At 65.4% G+C, this 15,430-nt stretch carries 13 protein-coding genes; 8 read left to right on the top strand and 5 right to left on the bottom strand.

All coding sequences use genetic code 11. The features are described from left to right. Positions 1-30: 30 nt before the first annotated feature. Positions 31-354: a thioredoxin TrxA gene (gene trxA, locus J4O76_RS11740; RefSeq protein ID WP_055877560.1), complete on the top strand. Its 324-nt coding sequence runs from the start codon at positions 31-33 to the stop codon at positions 352-354. A gap of 125 nt (positions 355-479) precedes the next feature. Then, positions 480-818, top strand: coding sequence for a hypothetical protein (locus J4O76_RS11745; protein WP_426281998.1), 339 nt, complete (start codon positions 480-482; stop codon positions 816-818). A gap of 13 nt (positions 819-831) precedes the next feature. Here the strand turns inward: J4O76_RS11745 and argJ are convergent, their stop codons facing one another. Continuing rightward, positions 832-2,058, bottom strand: coding sequence for a bifunctional glutamate N-acetyltransferase/amino-acid acetyltransferase ArgJ (gene argJ / locus J4O76_RS11750; RefSeq protein WP_426281999.1), 1,227 nt, complete (start codon positions 2,056-2,058; stop codon positions 832-834). 48 nt (positions 2,059-2,106) lie between these two features. Between argJ and J4O76_RS11755 the strand changes: the two genes are divergently transcribed. From J4O76_RS11755 to J4O76_RS11775, 5 genes are all read left to right on the top strand, one after another. Then, positions 2,107-2,949: an energy transducer TonB gene (locus J4O76_RS11755; RefSeq protein ID WP_426282000.1), complete on the top strand. Its 843-nt coding sequence runs from the start codon at positions 2,107-2,109 to the stop codon at positions 2,947-2,949. A 75-nt stretch (positions 2,950-3,024) separates the two neighbouring features. Further along, the gene (locus J4O76_RS11760; RefSeq protein WP_132739803.1) at positions 3,025-3,276 is read left to right on the top strand and encodes a hypothetical protein; all 252 of its coding nucleotides are present in this window, start codon (positions 3,025-3,027) and stop codon (positions 3,274-3,276) included. Between the two features lie 99 nt (positions 3,277-3,375). Further along, on the top strand, positions 3,376-6,114 hold the full coding sequence (secA, locus tag J4O76_RS11765; protein WP_426282001.1) for a preprotein translocase subunit SecA: 2,739 nt from the start codon (positions 3,376-3,378) through the stop codon (positions 6,112-6,114). Between the two features lie 282 nt (positions 6,115-6,396). After that, positions 6,397-6,813 carry a secondary thiamine-phosphate synthase enzyme YjbQ gene (locus J4O76_RS11770; RefSeq protein WP_426282003.1) on the top strand — a complete coding sequence of 139 codons (417 nt, stop codon included), beginning with the start codon at positions 6,397-6,399 and terminating at the stop codon, positions 6,811-6,813. Positions 6,814-6,940: 127 nt separating this feature from the next. Continuing rightward, positions 6,941-7,561 carry a CC0125/CC1285 family lipoprotein gene (locus J4O76_RS11775; RefSeq protein WP_426282437.1) on the top strand — a complete coding sequence of 207 codons (621 nt, stop codon included), beginning with the start codon at positions 6,941-6,943 and terminating at the stop codon, positions 7,559-7,561. Between the two features lie 168 nt (positions 7,562-7,729). On the opposite strand, the gene mfd is transcribed toward J4O76_RS11775, so the two are convergent. Together mfd and J4O76_RS11785 are read right to left on the bottom strand one after the other, a co-directional pair. After that, positions 7,730-11,200 carry a transcription-repair coupling factor gene (gene mfd, locus J4O76_RS11780; RefSeq protein ID WP_426282004.1) on the bottom strand — a complete coding sequence of 1,157 codons (3,471 nt, stop codon included), beginning with the start codon at positions 11,198-11,200 and terminating at the stop codon, positions 7,730-7,732. Between the two features lie 120 nt (positions 11,201-11,320). After that, positions 11,321-11,587, bottom strand: coding sequence for a succinate dehydrogenase assembly factor 2 (locus J4O76_RS11785; protein WP_426282005.1), 267 nt, complete (start codon positions 11,585-11,587; stop codon positions 11,321-11,323). 73 nt (positions 11,588-11,660) lie between these two features. Between J4O76_RS11785 and recG the strand changes: the two genes are divergently transcribed. Beyond that, a complete protein-coding gene (recG, locus tag J4O76_RS11790; RefSeq protein ID WP_426282006.1) occupies positions 11,661-13,712 on the top strand; it encodes an ATP-dependent DNA helicase RecG in 2,052 nt (683 codons plus the stop codon). A 4-nt stretch (positions 13,713-13,716) separates the two neighbouring features. Here recG and J4O76_RS11795 read toward each other — a convergent pair whose 3' ends face one another. Both J4O76_RS11795 and tyrS read right to left on the bottom strand, forming a co-directional pair. After that, positions 13,717-14,034, bottom strand: a complete 318-nt coding sequence (locus J4O76_RS11795; protein ID WP_426282007.1) for a PilZ domain-containing protein — start codon at positions 14,032-14,034, stop codon at positions 13,717-13,719. Between the two features lie 107 nt (positions 14,035-14,141). Continuing rightward, a complete protein-coding gene (gene tyrS / locus J4O76_RS11800; RefSeq protein WP_426282009.1) occupies positions 14,142-15,365 on the bottom strand; it encodes a tyrosine--tRNA ligase in 1,224 nt (407 codons plus the stop codon). Positions 15,366-15,430 lie beyond the last annotated feature (65 nt).

A 15,430-nucleotide genomic window follows, 5' to 3' on the forward strand; every position in this document is an offset into this window, starting at 1 on the left:
TAGATACGACTCAACCAAGGAGAATTCACGATGGCGACCAAGCAGATTACCGATGCCAGCTTCGATGCGGACGTACTGAACGCCGACGGCCCCGTGCTCGTCGATTTCTGGGCGGAATGGTGCGGCCCGTGCAAGATGATCGGGCCGTCGCTCGAGGAAATCTCGGAAGAGCTCGGCGAGAAGGTCACGATCGCCAAGCTCAACATCGATGAAAACCCCGACGCGCCGGGCAAGTACGGCGTCCGCGGCATCCCGACGATGATCCTGTTCAAGGGCGGCGCACCGGCTGCAACCAAGGTCGGCGCCGAGCCCAAGGGCCGGCTGAAGGCTTGGCTCGAAGGCGAACTGGCCTGATGCTACTGACGGCGCTGTTGCTTCTGGTGGCAGCGCCGTCATCGTCTGACCTATATAAGTCAGACGCGTTCGAGATAGCGCGTCAACGCCAAGACCAAGCTGCCATGACCCGAGCTTGTAGTCCGATGAAGTCGACTCGGACATACGAAGGCGTTTGGTACGACACGTTCGAAGGGCAGGAATTTTTTGACCGTGCGACGACGTTGGCAGTCAATCGCGCTTCGCATTCGAGTGTTTGGCTGGAGATAAACCGGAGGGAAGCGCTCGTCCGCGCCAATCCGCCGGGGCGCATTGCCGAGGTTATGACGCCGCATGCCTATCGGGTCCGGTTTGTGGGGGCCGAGACGCTGAACATGAATTGCACTGACCGCGACTCCTTCGGACAGTCGTCATGCTTTGGGCACGAAGGCGCCTTTCCAGGCATGGTAGTGGTCGAGAGGATTCTCGCGATCGACGCACTTTAGCCTGTTGTCGCGATCACGACCGATAATCGGCGTTGATCGAGATGTAGCCGTGCGTGAGGTCGCAGGTCCACACCGTGGCTTTGCCTTCGCCGAGCGCAAGATCGACCCCTATTTCGACCTCGTGGCCTTTCAGGTGCGCAGCTACCGGTGCTTCGTCGTAGCCGCTTAGCGCCAAGCCCCCCTCGGCAACCTGGGTATTTCCGAAGCGGATCGACAGCGTGTCGCGATCGGCTGGCTCGCCGGCCTTGCCGACCGCCATGACCACGCGCCCCCAGTTCGCGTCCTCTCCAGCAATGGCGGTCTTCACCAGCGGCGAGTTGGCGATGCTCATCGCAATGCGGTGTGCGCTGCGGTCGCTGTCGGCGCCGGTCACCTGGATCTCAATCAGCTTCTGTGCGCCCTCGCCATCGCGAACCACGAGCATAGCCAGTTGATGGCACAGGTCCGCCAGCGCCGCGCGGAAGGCGTCCGCCCCCACGCTGTCATCATCCGCGAGCCCAACGTTACCAGCCTTGCCCGTCGCGAACGCCAGCACCGTGTCGCTGGTCGATGTATCGCTGTCGACGGTGATGCACGAGAAGCTCGGCGCGTTCGCCTTCGACAGCGCGGCCTGCAGGAATTCCGGCTCGATCGCGGCGTCGGTGAAGATGAAGCCGAGCATCGTCGCCATGTCCGGCGCGATCATCCCAGAACCCTTGATGATCCCCACCAGCGAGACGGTGCGGTCGCCGATGACCGCCGTCGTTACCGCGCCCTTGGTGAAGGTGTCGGTCGTCATGATCGTCGCGGCGGCATCCTCCCACCCGCACGGCGCGGCGGCGAACGCAGCGTCGAGCCCGGCCTCGGCTTTGTCGATCGGCAACGGCACGCCGATCACGCCCGTTGAGGACACGAACACGTCCGAAGGCTGGCACCCGAGATGCGCCGCCGTCCGTGCCGCGATCGCCTCGACTGCGGCTCGACCACGCGATCCGGTGAACGCGTTCGAATTGCCCGCATTCACGACCAGCGCCCGCGCCTGACCGAGCGTCAGTGCAGCGCGGCACCACTCCACCTCAGGCGAAGGGCATTTGCTCGTCGTGAGCACACCCGCAACCACCGTCCCCGGCTCCAGCGTCACGAACGTGAGGTCGCACCGATCCCACGCCTTGTATTGCGCGCGTGCGACATGCAGCGTGACTCCGTCGATCGCAGGCGCGGCGGGGAAGGGCAGGGCGAGGGGGGATGTGGACGTCGACATGGCCGCGACATAGGATGAAACCGGGCGGCCGTCATGGGGGAGTTGGTAATGCAAGTCGGGTTTTTGGCGGCATGCGTTTCGGTGCTGGTTTCTAGCGCGTCCTTTGGCGGAGGGCAGGCTACTGCACCGGTGCCGATCGATCCGGCGTCCTGGATATCCTACGAAGACTATCCGACATCGACGATCAAGGCGGGTGAGCACGGCACGGTGGGATATCGGATATCCGTCCGCGAGGATGGCAGCGTCTTGTCGTGCATCGTGATGTCGTCGTCGGGTGTGCCGGCCTTGGACCAGCAGACTTGCACTTCGCTCACGCATAGGGCCCGGTTCACCCCGGCAAACGACCAGGCAGGGCGTCCGCGGGCGGGCGAGTATGACGGCAAGGTTGTGTGGACCGTACCGCAAGCCGCGACCGAGGGGACGCCGACGATCTCGATGCGAGTGATGTTCACGACGGTGCTCGACGCTGATGGTGGTTTGGCGCGCTGTGGCCTGGTGATGCAGTCTCGAGAAAATCCTCCCCCTACGCAGGTCTGTCGGTCGATGCGTGAAACCGCCATGCGCAGCGGCATTGCCCACCGTGGGGATGCGCCGAACGGGGTAGTGTTGATCAATGAAACGACTACTGAATTTAATGGCAAGCCGGTCGAAGGCCGCGCGGCGGAAGGACTTACCGAGATCGGGCGGCGTACGGTGCGTTTTTACGTCGATGCAACGGGGCACGCTGTTGATTGCCACGAGCAGACATCCGGCGAGGTGTTCTTGAAATCACGGTCGCCATGCTCCGGCGACATGCGTTACCGGACCTTGGATGGCACCGCGGTCGAGATGGAGGGTGTTTTGATCGATCGGGCCGGGTGGCGACGTCTCCTTAACGCAGATGACGTATAGGTCTGTGGGTTCCGCAACCTGCCGGTGAGGTTTCGATTGGACGAGCGGTATGACACTCCCTATGTCCGGTCCCGCATGAACCTGCTGCTACTCCTCTCTGCCCTGCTCTCCGCGCTGACCGGTGCGGTGCCGGGTATGCGTGGGCAGTCCGCCCAGGCAGTGGTGCAAGGCAACGTCTGCTCGCAGTCGATAGCAGCAACGCCGGCCAAGGTCTTGATAAGGCCAGTATCAGGCCTTCCCACGCTGCTCCGGGTTGCGGTCGCTACCACGCTGCGCACCATCGCCATTGTCTCGCTTCCGCTATGGGCAGAGCGCCGCCGCGAATAGCGTCTTGGTGTGACCTTATCGTAACCTTTGGATCCGAGCGATCCGCTTCCGCGTGCGCCCACCGCGTGCCGCCGCGTCTCAAATTCAGGAAATCAGCCCATGTTCGGTGGCCTCGCCAAATCCTTGTTCGGTTCGTCCAACGACCGCTACGTCAAGTCGCTCAACCCGATCCTCGCCAAGATCGCCTCGTTCGAGCCGTCGCTCCAGGCGATGTCGGACGAGGAACTCTCCTCGCAGACCGTCAAGTTCCGCGCGCGGCTCGCCGACGGTGAGAAGCTCGACGACCTGCTCCCCGAGGCGTTCGCGACCGTCCGTGAAGCCGCGCACCGCGTACTCGGCCAGCGCCATTACGACGTGCAGATGGTCGGCGGCATCGTCCTCCACCGCGGCGAGATCGCCGAGATGCGGACCGGCGAGGGCAAGACGCTTGTCGCCACGCTCGCGACCTATCTCAACGCGCTCCCCGGCGACGGCGTCCACGTCGTCACCGTCAACGATTACCTCGCGGCGCGCGACGCGGAGTGGATGGGGCAGGTCTACACCTTCCTCGGCATGACGATCGGCGTCATCATCCCGAACCTGTCGGACGAGGAACGCCGCGCCGCCTACGCCGCCGACATCACCTACGGCACCAACAACGAGTTCGGCTTCGACTATCTCCGCGACAACATGAAGTACGAGCGTAGCGCGATGACGCAGCGCGCGTTCAACTTCGCGGTGGTCGACGAGGTCGATTCGGTGCTGATCGACGAGGCGCGCACGCCGCTGATCATCTCCGGCCCGACCGACGACAAGTCCGAGCTGTACATGCAGGTCGACGCGGTCGTGAAGCAGCTCGATCCCGCCGACTACGACAAGGACGAGAAGCAGAAGACGATCATCCTCACCGAGGACGGTACCGAGAAGGTCGAGCGGATGCTCGAGGCGGCCGGGCTGCTCGAGGGGCAGAACCTGTATGACTTCGAGAACACGCAGGTCGTGCACCACCTCAACCAGGCGTTGCGCGCGATCGTGATGTTCAAGTCGGACATCGACTACATCGTCAAGGACGGCAAGGTCATCATCATCGACGAGTTCACCGGCCGCATGATGGATGGCCGGCGCTGGTCGGACGGCCTGCATCAGGCGGTCGAGGCGAAGGAGGGCGTCCAGATCGAGCCCGAGAACCAGACGATGGCCTCGATCACCTTCCAGAATTACTTCCGCATGTACCCCAAGATCGGCGGCATGACCGGCACTGCGGCGACCGAGGCGGCCGAGTTCTACGACATCTACAAGATCAACGTCGTCAGCATCCCGACCAACGTCGAGGTCAAGCGCGTCGACGAGGAAGACGAGTTCTACAAGGACACCAAGGACAAGTTCGCGGCGATAGCCAAGAAGATCAAGCATCACGCCGACCTTGGCCAGCCGGTGCTGGTCGGCACGGTGTCGATCGAGAAGTCCGAGATGCTGAGCGAGTTCCTGGTCGGCGAGAACGTCGATCACAAGGTCCTCAACGCGCGCTTCCACGAGATGGAGGCGCACATCGTCGCGCAGGCCGGGCGCAAGTCCGCGGTGACGATCGCGACCAACATGGCGGGCCGCGGCACCGACATCAAACTCGGCGGCAACCTCGAATTCCGCATGCTCGACGAGCATCCGGAGCTGGTCGAAGGCACGCCCGAATATGACGAGGCGGCGGCGCGGATCACGATCGAGATCGAGGCCGAGAAGCAGGCGGTGCTCGCCGCGGGCGGGCTGTTCGTGCTCGGCACCGAGCGGCACGAGAGCCGGCGTATCGACAACCAGTTGCGCGGGCGTTCGGGTCGCCAGGGCGATCCGGGCCTGTCGCGCTTCTATCTCAGCCTCGACGACGATCTGCTGCGTATCTTCGGGCCGGACACGCTGTTCGCCAAGATGATGCGCAACAATATCGAGGACGGCGAGGCGATCGGCAGCAAGTGGTTGAGCAAGGCGATCGAGACCGCGCAGAAGAAGGTCGAGGCGCGCAACTACGACATCCGCAAGCAGGTCGTCGAATATGACGACGTGATGAACGAGCAACGCAAGGTCATCTACGAACAGCGCGCGGACATCATGGATGCCGATACGGTCGGCGACGTGGTGACCGACATGCGTGCGGAGACGGTCAACGTGATCGTCGGCGATGCGTGCCCGCCCAACTCGTATCCCGAGCAGTGGGACGTCGCGGGGATGAAGACGCGGCTTGCCGAGGTGATGAACCTCGAGCCGCCGATCGACGCGTGGCTGCTGGAGGAGTCGGTCGATCCCGAGGTGATCGAGGAGCGCGTCCGCGCGATGGCGGACGAGGCGATCGCACAGAAGTCGGCGGATCTCGATGCGGAGACGTGGACGTCGGTCGAGAAGTCGATCCTGTTGCAGAATCTCGACCATCACTGGAAGGAGCATCTGGCGACGCTCGATGCGCTGCGTCAGGTGGTGCATCTGCGTGCGTATGCGCAGAAGACGCCGATCAACGAGTATAAGCAGGAGGCGTTCTCGCTGTTCCAGCGGATGCTCGAAACGATCCGCGAGGACGTGACCAAGACGATCGCGCACGCGCAGTTCCAGATGCAGGCGCCGGTCGGGCTGCCCGAACTGCCGGACTTCATCACGACGCATTTCGACCCGTTCACGGGGGAGGATGATTCGAACGACTTCGATGCGGGGACGCGTGGTCACATCACTTCGACGATGCCGCCGTTGCAGATTCCTCAGCCGCAGGAGGCCGATATCGGCGAGGATCCTGCGAACTGGGAAGGTGTGGTCAGCCGCAATGCGCCTTGCCCTTGTGGGTCGGGGCGTAAGTACAAGCAGTGCCACGGGGCTGTTTGAGGGGCTGAGCTTTCCAGGCGTTACCACCCCGGCGGAGGCCGGGGCCCAATTGGTGAGGTCGAAGTAACGGAGCGCGTCCGTCGTTAGCGACGTCCCCCAATTGGACCCCGGCCTCCGCCGGGGTGGTGCAGTATGATGCGGCCTTTTGTTCTCCCGCGAAGGCGGGAGCCCAGGCTACCGGCGATGGCCTATGGGACTTTTGGGCCCTCGCCTTCGCGGGGGAACGGTAACCCCCGAGGAAAGGGACACGGAGCAACCCTCCTGACCGATCGTTAGGAACCCATGCGCCAAGCCACCACGATCCTAACCATCGACACCACCCGCCAAGGCCTCGTCGACGTCACCGACAAGATCGCCCGCTGGACCCGCGACCAACGCCTCACCGAAGGCCTGCTGACGGTATTCTGCCGGCATACGTCCGCGTCCCTCCTGATCCAGGAAAACGCGGCCCCCGAGGTGCGAACCGACCTCGAAGCCTATTTCGCCCGTATCGCGCCCGAATCGCGCGAGTATCTCCACGACGACGAAGGCCCGGACGACATGCCCGCGCACCTCCGCACCGCGCTCACCCAGGTCCAGCTGTCGATCCCGCTGATCGACGGCCGACTCGCGCTCGGCACCTGGCAGGGCATCTATCTCTTCGAGCATCGCCGCCGCCCGCATCGTCGTACTTTGGCGCTGCACTTGATCGGCGTTTAGACGAAACGTGAAAAATGAGTCAGTAAGGTGGCGCATTGGAGCGAACCCGTTCATCAACCGTTCCACCACTGACGGCTAATAAGAGGCGTTTCGCCGCACTCGCCGCGAACGGAGACATACCATGTTCATGAAACCTGGTCGCAAGGTCGCATTGGCAGCGCTCGCAACGGGCGCTCTATTGCTGGCCGGTTGCGCGACCGAGACCACCTATCGGCCGGCGACGGGCCAGGGGTTCAGCCGCACCGGCTATAGCGACCGGCAGGTAGAGCCGGGCCGCTTCCTCGTCAGCTTCGCCGGTAACAGCGTGACGTCGCGTGATACCGTCGAGCGTTACCTGTTCTTCCGCGCGGCCGAACTGACGTTGCAGAACGGCTATGACTATTACCTGATGGCCGACCGCGACACCAACCTTCAGTCGCGGACCTATTCGACGCCGGGGATCGGTGGCGGGTTCGGCTATGGCGGCTTCGGCGGCTATTGGGGTCCGTCGTGGCGCTATTACGGTCGCGGCTTCGGCTGGCGCAACTGGAGCCCCTATGGCGGCTTCGGTGGTGGTTTCGGCGGCGGCTATGGCGGTTTCGGTGGTGGCCCATGGGGCAACGACCTCGATATCCGCACGATCGACCGGTATGAAGCGACTGCTGAGATCGTGATGCGCAAGGGCCCGATCCCGCGCGACAACATCCGCGCGTTCGATGCGCGGAAGGTTGTGGACAGCATCGGACCGAGTGTAGTGTTGCCGAAGTAAGCGTTACCTTCGAGATGCTAATAAGGCCGGGCTACCCCAGTGGTAGTCCGGCCTTTTTCGTATGTTGCTCCCTCTCCCCTTCGGGGAGAGGGCCGGGGTGAGGGGCAGTTGTAGAGCGCAGCGTTCGCGGCGCCCCCCACCCAACCCTCTCCCCGGAGGAGAGAGGGCTTAAGAAGCGGCCTTCGCCAGCCCCTTCGACAACTGCAACGCCCCGTGCAGCCGCGCCTTCGGATCGCCCCACGCGCGTTGCAGCACCAGCTTGCTGTCCGGCCGCAACCGCGCAACGCCATTAAGCCGCTCGACATACGCCAGCAGCTTGTCGATGTTCGGCGGCTTGTCGTCGTGGAACGAGACCAGCACGCCCTTCGGCCCGACGTCGATCTTCGAGACGCACGCGCGTTTCGCGTTCAGCTTGATTTCGATGACCTTGATCAGATTCTCGGTCGCATCCGGCAGCGGGCCGAAGCGATCGATCATCTCGGCGGCGAACGCCTCGATCTCCTGGCCCTCGTCGAGATCGTTGAGGCGACGATACAGCCCCATCCGCAGGTCGAGATCGGGTACGTAATCCTCCGGAATGAGGATCGGAGCGTCGACCGTGATTTGCGGCGAGAAATCGCGTGGCCGCGACGAGGTCATGCCGCCGGCCTTGGCGTCCATGATCGCCTCCTCCAGCATCGCCTGGTAGAGTTCGAACCCGACCTCCTTGATATGCCCGGTCTGCTCGTCGCCGAGCATGTTGCCAGCGCCGCGGATGTCGAGATCGTGGCTCGCCAGCTGGAAGCCAGCCCCGAGCGAATCGAGATCGGACAACACCTTCAGGCGCTTCTCGGCGGTAACTGTCATCTGTCGCTCGGGCGGCGTCACGAGATACGCGTAGGCGCGCGTCTTCGATCGTCCGACGCGCCCGCGCAACTGGTACAGCTGGGCGAGGCCGAAGCGGTCGGCGCGGTGGACGATCATCGTGTTGGCGGAGGCGATGTCGATCCCGCTCTCGATGATCGTCGTCGAGACGAGCACCTCGAACTTCTTGTCGTAGAACGCCGACATGCGCTCCTCGACCTCGGTCGGCGACATCTGCCCGTGCGCGACGACGAAGCGGATCTCGGGCACCTGTTCGCGCAGGAAATCCTCGATCTCGGGCAGGTCCGCGACGCGTGGCGTGACGACGAAGCTCTGCCCGCCACGGTAATGCTCGCGCAGCAGCGCCTCGCGCAGCACGACCGGATCGAACGGCATGATGTACGTCCGCACGGCGAGGCGATCGACCGGCGGGGTCTGGATCACCGACAGCTCGCGGATCCCCGACATCGCCATCTGCAGCGTGCGCGGGATCGGCGTCGCGGTCAGCGTCAGCATGTGGACGTCCGCCCGCAGCGCCTTCAGCCGCTCCTTGTGCGTCACGCCGAACCGCTGTTCCTCGTCGACCACGACCAGCCCCAATCGCTTGAAGTCGATATTCTTCGCCAGCAGCGCGTGGGTGCCGATGACGACGTCGATCGTGCCGTTCGCCAGCCCCTCCTTGGTCGCCTTCGCCTCGCTCGCGGTGACGAGCCGCGAGAGGCGACCCATGTTCATTGGGAAGCCTTCGAAGCGGGCGACGAAGTTGTTGTAATGCTGGCGCGCGAGCAATGTCGTCGGGCAGACGATAGCAACCTGCTTGCCGCCCATCGCCGCGACGAACGCCGCACGCAGCGCGACCTCGGTCTTGCCGAACCCGACGTCGCCGACGACCAAGCGGTCCATCGGCTTGCCCGCGGCGAGATCGCCGAGCACGTCCTCGATCGCGCGATCCTGGTCCTCGGTCTCCTCGTACGGGAAGCGGTCGACGAAGCTGGGGTAGCCGCTTGCATCGGGTTCGAGCACGTCGCCCGGATGCAGCGCGCGTTCGGCGGCGGTCGCGATGAGTTCGCCGGCGATCTCGCGGATCCGCTCCTTCATCTTCGACTTGCGACGCTGCCAGCCTTCGCCGCCGAGACGGTCGAGCGTCGCGCCTTCCTCGGACGAGCCGTAGCGCGATAGGACGTCGATGTTCTCGACCGGCACGTACAGCTTATCGCCGCCGGCATAGCTCAGCGCGACGCAATCATGCGGGCTCTGGCCGACCGGGATCGACGTCAGGCCCTCATAACGCCCGATGCCGTGCTCGGTATGGACGACGAGGTCGCCCGGCGTCAGCGTTGCCAGTTCGGCGAGGAACGCGTCGGCAGATTTCTTGCGCTTCTTGCGGTGGACGAGGCGGTCGCCGAGCATGTCCTGCTCGGTGAGCACCGCGGTCCCCGGCGCGGTGAAGCCGTGATCGAGCGGCAGGACGATCAGCGCGACGCCGAAGCTGCGCGCGGTGTCGGCGATGCCGAGCGCCTCCTGCCAAGTCTCGGCGTGCTTGCCGCCCTTCATGCCGTGGTCGGCAAGCAGGCTCCCCAGGCGTTCGCGTGCGCCGATCGAGTAGCTGGCGAGAATCGGCCTGCGACCTTGCTTCCGGAGCTTCTCGACGTGATCGGCGACGGCTTCGTAGATGTTCGCCTGCGCGCCGCGCTCGGGGCCGAAATCGCGCGGGCCGTCGACGTCGAAGTCGAGGACGGTGTCGCTCGGCGGTTCGTGGAATGGCGATGTGATGTGCGCGGCGAACGCCTCGACCCCGCCGGACCATTCCTGCGCGTCGAGATAGAGCGCCTTGGCGGGCATCGGGCGGTAGCTGCCGGGCTGGGCGGCTTCGGCGCGCTTGCGGTTCTCGTAATAGTCGGCGATCGATTCGAGGCGGCTCTCCACCGCCGCGGCGACGCCGTTGTCGCGCACGACTACGTCGTTGGCGCCGAGATGGTCGAACAGTGTCGCCATCTTCTCCTCGAACAGCGGCAGCCAATGCTCCATGCCCGCGATCCGCCGGCCTTCGGAGATCGCCTGATACATCGGATCGCCGGTCGCGGTCGCGCCGAACGCGTCGCGGTAGCGGGTGCGGAAGCGCTTGATGGAGTCCTCGTCAAGCAGCGCTTCGGACGCGGGGAGCAGGACGAAGCCGTCGATCCGGCCGGTGGTGCGCTGGTCCGCCGCGTCGAACGTGCGGACGCTCTCGATCTCGTCGCCGAAGAAATCGAGGCGCAGCGCGTGGTCCTCGCCCGACGGGTAAAGATCGACGATCCCGCCGCGAACCGCATATTCGCCCTGGTCGTGGACGGTGTCGGTGCGGACATAGCCGTTCGCCTGGAGCAGCATGGCCAGCTTGTCGCGACCGATCCGTTCGCCGGGGGCGAGCCTCGCGACGAGCTGGCGGATGCGGAACGGGGTGAGGACGCGCTGCGTCGCGGCGTTGGCGGTGGTGAGGAGGAGCTGCGGACCCTTTGGCTTGCCCTGGAGGCGTTGGAGCGCGGCGACACGCTCGGCCATGATGCGCAGCGTCGGCGAGGCGCGGTCGTAGGGGAGGCAGTCCCAAGCGGGGAAGCTCAGCACTTCGAGATCGGGCGCGAAATACGCCGCGGTCGAGGCAACCGCGCGCATCGCCGCATCGTCCGGCGCGATGAACACCGCGCGCGTTTTCGCGGCGCGGGCGAGGTCGGCCAGCAGCGACGGCTGGAAGCCGGACGGCACGCCCGAGAGGATCAGCGGGGTTTTCGCGGAGAGGATCGTCTTGAGGTCTGGCATTCGAACTCCCCCCTCCCTGGAAGGGAGGGGCTGGGGGTGGGTTGGTATGGGGCGCGTGTCACGGCCGCCAAGCGGCCGACTCACCCCCGACCCCTCCCTTCCAGGGAGGGGCGCAGAGGATTACTTCACGACCGTCACGTAGTTGATGTCGCGCATCGCCTGCATCATCGGGCCGTCCCACTCGGGTGGGCACGGAATCGAGCCGATCGCCCAGCCCATGATGTCGACGTCCTGTTCCTCCAGCAGCGCCTCGAACCAGTCGAGCTCTTCCGGCGTCCACGTCCGGCCATAGGTCGCGAAGAAGCCGCCGATCATCATGTCGGCCTCGCGCGTGCCGCGGTGCGAGCTGCGAAAGCCCAGGCGCTTGAGGCGGGTCTCGTGGTCCATTTCGAACTCCAAACACGAAGAGCCGGCGACCGCTGGCGGCGGCCGTCGGCTAGGCTATAGAGGCCAGATAGTCATGCGACCCGAAATCCTCAATCCGCTGTTCGCCGAAACCCTAGTCCTGAAGGGGGTAGGGCCCGCGCTCGCCAAGCCGCTCGACCGGCTCGGACTCGCGCGCGTCGTCGATGTCGCTTTCCATCTGCCGACCGGCTACGTCGATCGCCTGCCACGCACCGAACTGATGTCGAGCGATGCGGGGCGGATCATCACGATCACGCTGACTCCGCGCGACTACAGGATCAGTGCGGGGCGGGGGCCTACGCGGGTGCAGGCGACCGACGAGCTCGGCAACTACGTCAGCCTCGTCTTCTTCGGCGGCAGTTCGGGCTGGGCGAAGAAGCTGCTGCCGATCGGCGAGGCCAAGCGGATCTCGGGGCGGCTCGACGAGTACGGGCAGGAATTGCAGATCGTCCATCCCGACATCGTCGAGCCGGACGAGGAGTTGCGCGAGCGCGAGCCGATCTATCCGCTGTCGGAAGGTCTCACGTCGCGGCGGCTGGCGGCACTGACCACGCAGGCGGTCGCGCGCGCGCCGGACCTGCCCGAGTGGATCGAGCCGGGGCTGAAGGCGAAACGCGAATGGCCCGGCTGGCACGAATCGCTGGAACGTATCCACGCCGACCCTTCGGACGCGAAGGCGCGCGAACGGCTGGCGTATGACGAGGTGTTCGCGAACCAGCTCGCGATGACGATCGTCCGTGCGGATACCCGCAAGCGCCGAGGCCGCGCGTTGCAAGGCGACGGGCGGCTGCGCGAGATGCTGAAGCTGCCCTACACGCTGACCGGCGCGCAATCGCGGACGGTCGGCGAGATCGAGGGCGACCTTGCGCAGACCGCGCCGATGCTGCGGCTGCTGCAGGGCGATGTCGGCTCGGGCAAGACGCTGGTCGCGGCGATGGCGATGCTGATCGCGGTCGAGGCGGGCGCACAGGCGGCAATGCTTGCGCCGACCGAGATCCTCGCGCGCCAGCATTACGAGACGCTCCGGAAAACGCTCGCCGGCCTGCCGATCGAGATCGGCGTGCTCACCGGTCGCGACAAGGGGCGCGTGCGCGAGGCGACGCTGATGGCGCTGGCGAGTGGCGAGATCGACATCCTCGTCGGCACGCACGCGATCTTCCAGGACGCGGTCGGCTACAAGGACCTGGGGCTCGTGGTGGTCGACGAGCAGCACCGCTTCGGCGTCGCGCAACGCATGACGTTGCAGGCGAAGGGCGTCGCGCCCCCGCATCTGCTGGCAATGACCGCAACGCCGATCCCGCGCACGCTGACGCTCGCGCAATACGGCGAGATGGATGTCAGCCGGCTTGACGAGATGCCGCCCGGCCGCCAGCCGATCGAGACGCGCGTGATCTCCGAAGACCGCCTCGACGACGTGGTCAATGCGCTCGGCCGACACCTCGCGGACGGCGGGCAGGCCTACTGGGTGTGCCCGCTGGTCGAGGAGAGCGAGAAGAGCGACCTCGCCGCCGCCGAGATGCGTGCGGAAACGCTGCGCGCCCGCTTCGGCGACAAGGTGGCGCTCGTCCACGGCCGCATGAAGCCGGCCGAGAAGGACGCGGTGATGGCCGAGTTCTCCGCCGCGCGCACGTCCGTCCTCGTCGCGACGACGGTGATCGAGGTCGGCGTCGACGTCCCCAACGCGACGCTGATCGTGATCGAGCACGCCGATCGCTTCGGCCTCGCGCAGCTCCATCAGCTCCGCGGGCGTGTAGGCCGCGGCACCGGGCGGTCGATCTGCCTGCTGATGCGCGGGTCGTCGCTCAGCGAGACGTCCCGCGCGCGTCTCGCCCTGATGCGCGAGACCAACGACGGCTTCCGCATCGCCGAGGAGGACCTGCGGCTCCGCGGCGCAGGCGAGTTGCTCGGCACGAAACAGTCGGGTGAGATGGCGTTCCGGCTCGCGACGCCGGACATGATGGCCGACCTGCTGCAATGCGCGCACGACGACGCGCGCCTGCTGATCGATCGTGATGGCGGACTGGAGGGGCCGCGAGGGCAGGCGGCTAGGACCGCGCTCTATCTGTTCGATCGCGATGCCGGCGTGGCGTTGCTCCGCTCCGGCTGAGGCGTCAGCTGTTGCGGATCATCACCGTGAGCATGGTGTAATATTCGGCGAGCGGGATCGTCCGTTCGAGCTCGCAGCCGATCCGACCGCCAAGCGACCAGCGCACGATCGCGTCGACATAGCCGAAGATCGGCAGGCGAATCCGCAATCGATCGCCCGCGGCCGGATCGCCGTCGCACCGTGCCATCAGGCCATTGGCGGACATGTTGACCAGCACCAGCTTGACCATGCGGTCGTCGCCATCAAGCGCATGCGTGCGGTGCATCACTTCGTCGCGCGGCTCGCCGCGCGCATCGCGAACGGCCGTTGCGTAGCGTGGCATCGATCGCTCCCCTGGAATAACCATCCCGCCTGTGTACGGCGCGCGGCGTGAACCCGATACGAACGGTGATACTTAACGCGACGTTCTTCGAAACGAGAATGCCTCTATTACGAGGGGGTTAGCATCCCATGTCGTTTCTTGCCGAGGCTGAGCCGTACGGGCGACGCGACGTCGATGCTGCTGGTCGGCTCGCGGACAGCCTCGCCATCGACACGCACCGCGCCCTCGGCGATTTTCCTGCGGGCCTCGCCATTGGAGGCGACGAAGCCGAGCCCGACCAGCGCCTCGACGACACCGATCGAGCCACCCGTAACGGCGTAGCTCGGCAACGAGTCGCCCGACGCGCCCTCCTCGAACGTCTTCCTCGCAGTCTCGGCGGCCTGCTCGGCGGCATCGCGCCCGCGGCACATCGCGGTCGCTTCGTTGGCGAGGACGATCTTGGCGGCATTGATCTCCGCACCTTCGAGCGCTTCGAGACGCGCGATCTCGTCGAGCGGGAGGTCGGTGAACAGCTTCAGGAATCGGCCGACGTCGCGGTCGTCGGTGTTGCGCCAGAACTGCCAGTAATCGAAGTGCGGCAACTGGTCCTCGTGCAGCCAGACCGCGCCCGACATCGTCTTGCCCATCTTGCCGCCGTCCGCGGTCGTGATCAGCGGCGTGGTGACGCCGTAGACCTCGGTCGAGTCCATCCGTCGCGCGAGTTCGATGCCGTTGACGATGTTGCCCCACTGATCCGAGCCGCCCATCTGCAGGCGGCATTCGGCGCGGCGCGACAGTTCGAGGAAGTCGTACGCCTGAAGGATCATGTAGTTGAATTCGAGGAAGCTCAACGACTGTTCGCGGTCGAGGCGGAGCTTGACCGAGTCGAACGCGAGCATCCGGTTGACCGAGAAATGCTGGCCGACGTCGCGCAGGAACGGGATGTATTCGAGCGCGTCGAGCCACTCGGCATTGTCGAGCATCACCGCGTCGGTGGGCCCGTCGCCGAAGGTCAGGAAGCGTTCGAAGATGCGCCGGATCGAGGCGACGTTGGCCTTGATCCCGTCCTCGCCGAGCAGTTTCCGGGCTTCGTCCTTGAAGCTCGGATCGCCGATCTTGCCGGTGCCGCCGCCCATGAGCACGATCGGCTTGTGACCGGTTTGCTGGAGCCGGCGGAGGAGCATGATCTGGACGAGGCTGCCGACGTGGAGCGACGGCGCGGTCGGGTCGAAGCCGATATAGCCGGGCACCACTTGCTTGCCGGCGAGCGCATCGAGCGCGGCGGCGTCGGTCATCTGGTGGACATAGCCGCGCGAGGTCAGCGTGGTGAGCAGGTCGGACTGGTAGGTCATGGTGCGTCTCGTTCCCCTTCCGCTTGCGGAGGGGTTAGGGGAGGGGCTTCCTCGCCCCCATGCCC

The sequence above is a fragment of the Sphingomonas sp. NFX23 genome (assembly GCF_049887795.1).
In the GTDB taxonomy this organism is placed as follows: Bacteria; Pseudomonadota; Alphaproteobacteria; order Sphingomonadales; family Sphingomonadaceae; genus Sphingomonas.